Here is a 2,146-nt window from a genome sequence, read left to right as displayed (position 1 = left end):
GATAACTGGAAATTATCTGTCGTGATCGACCGTTTCAAAAGCGACTCAGGTAAGCCGTATTCCAAGGACGAATGGCTAGATAACCATCACTCGATCAAGTCTCGATTGCGGACAGAATTAGTGCAAAAACTCGATCTACGAGAGGGGGATCGCGTGCTCGACATTGGCTGTGGCACTGGCAATTGGACCTCTATGCTAGCTGATCAGATTGGTCACACTGGTACAGTTCTTGCCATTGACGTTGACGCGCACGCCGTAGGGGCCGCCGATGCCAAGAGACTATTGCACCATCATCGGTCAAGGATGTCTTTTGAGCGGCGTAGCATCCTTGAACTTGATCATGTCTGTGAATTTGACGCTGTAACAGCCTTCAATTCGTTGTGCTATGTTGAACAGCCAGAGGCTGCCTTGGAAAAAATCAGGTACGCCCTCAAGCCTGGAGGAAGGTTGATAGTAAAGGACAGCGATCTTGGCTCTGATTTTTTTTGGCCAGTTGATCGGGAGACTTACTTTAGCCTAATGATTGCCATTCAAGAGCATGGATCCAATGCCAACGAGAACTTCTATGATCCATTTTTTGCGAGGCAGCTACCAAGGCTGCTCGCTGCGGGCGGCTATGAACAGGTAAGTGCTCTAGCTCAGTCGTTTTCATTTGTTCACCCGGTTGACAAATTTCAACGACTTTACGTCGCTGAAAATGGTAGAATGATTGCTGATCGAGCACAGGCTGCTGGCATGCATCAACTTGCTGAAAAATGGAGAGCACTCTTTGACGATCAATCCGAGGATTGCATCTTCAATTCGCCCAACTTCCTATACACGATGACCGAGTTTGTATTTCAGGCGCGAGCGCCCTCCAACTCATAATGCCTTAAAAGCTTGTTGATAAAAGGGGAAATTTCCAGCGTGGCGTTCTGGCGCAATGTCTGAAAGGTTCGGTTAATTCTATTTCCCAGCAACGCACCGACAGACTTCGCAGTTGCTCCTAGAAAGGGAATAGAGAAAATAAGACCTGAAAGCATAGCAAGGCTTTCAATAAAGGCGTTGACGTCGGCGCAATCAGAGTTGGCGTTTAGGGCCGCGCTAATGTTCTTCGACCATACAGTATCGTCGCTAAATCTGTCGTCCGAAAGATCCGCATGAACCAGATGCCCTACATTGCCGGAAACCACCTCGATCGCCTCGTGGTAAGCATCTACAAATCGCTTCCAGTCCCCGTTCTTTACCACCATTAAGTCCGAATACGGGCGCTTGAGAATCTCGTTGAAGTCCTTTGCTCTAAGATATCCCCCCAAGAATGACGCAAATATTTGAGGTGAGTATAGAAAAGTACGGATGACGGATTCTGAGACCACAATTTTTTGATCCATAAATATTGGATTGGATAGGGGGGCATATGTGACAATCCCCGGTATTTGGGACGTCAAATGATCATGCCATGACTGTATGAAACTCACGCCGACAGCATCTACACTCTGTGATGAAAGCTCAAGTTTCTCTAACTCTGGATTAAAGGAGACAGCCACTAGTTGGCCTGTTTTTTCCATCGACTTTTCGAGTGCGAGATTGACAGCCTCAAGCTGGTTAGGGCGACGAATTATTGTCGTTTGCTCAAGTCTATTTCGAAAAAGAATATCAACATCGGCATCAGGTTGATCCAAGCTTCTGAAAAGAGTGCTTTGAGAGTTAAAAACTGAAGCCACGGCGTTAAAACGGTAGTTCGCTGGTGCTTCGGTCGCTGCGGCTCTGGAAAAGCCTTCAGCCGCTTCGAACATGTCACGAGGAGTGTTGCCTCCCCAGCCAACAATCTTAAGTGCGTTTGCATCCAACATCCCGCGGAATGTCGGGTGAGCCAAGACACCGTCAGACACCTTTCGAACAAATGGGTCACTGGCGTTGAAGATTGTTGCCGTTTGGATCAGCACAACGTCAAAGTACAGGCTGATCAATACGAGGTTGCCAATGTGGTAATCTATCTCTTTTTGAACAGACGACCGCCTTAACGCCTCTCGCCTCGCAAAAAGGTAAAAATACTCAGCCAATTCTTCATACAGAACCGCGCGTTTGTCGTGCTTGAACTCATCCAAGCTAACACTCGAAAATCGCGAAATGTCACTAAGCGACATATGGATAATTTCCAGTTATC

Annotated in this window: 2 protein-coding genes; one reads left to right on the top strand and one right to left on the bottom strand. The window is 47.3% G+C overall.

From position 1 onward, the window contains the following. The coding region (locus tag ACSHWX_RS18490; protein WP_435669679.1) for a methyltransferase domain-containing protein at positions 1 to 867 on the top strand (867 nt) is incomplete at its 5' end. Here the strand turns inward: ACSHWX_RS18490 and ACSHWX_RS18485 are convergent. Further along, on the bottom strand, positions 840 to 2,087 hold the full coding sequence (locus ACSHWX_RS18485) for a hypothetical protein (protein WP_435669678.1): 1,248 nt from the start codon (positions 2,085 to 2,087) through the stop codon (positions 840 to 842). The genes ACSHWX_RS18490 and ACSHWX_RS18485 overlap by 28 nt on opposite strands. Between the last annotated feature and the right edge of the window lie 59 nt (positions 2,088 to 2,146).

This window comes from Maritalea sp. (assembly GCF_051251695.1).
Lineage (GTDB): Bacteria > Pseudomonadota > Alphaproteobacteria > Rhizobiales > Devosiaceae > Maritalea.
Note: the sequence above shows the minus strand (reverse complement) of the source record. Positions and strands in the feature narration are given on the sequence as shown.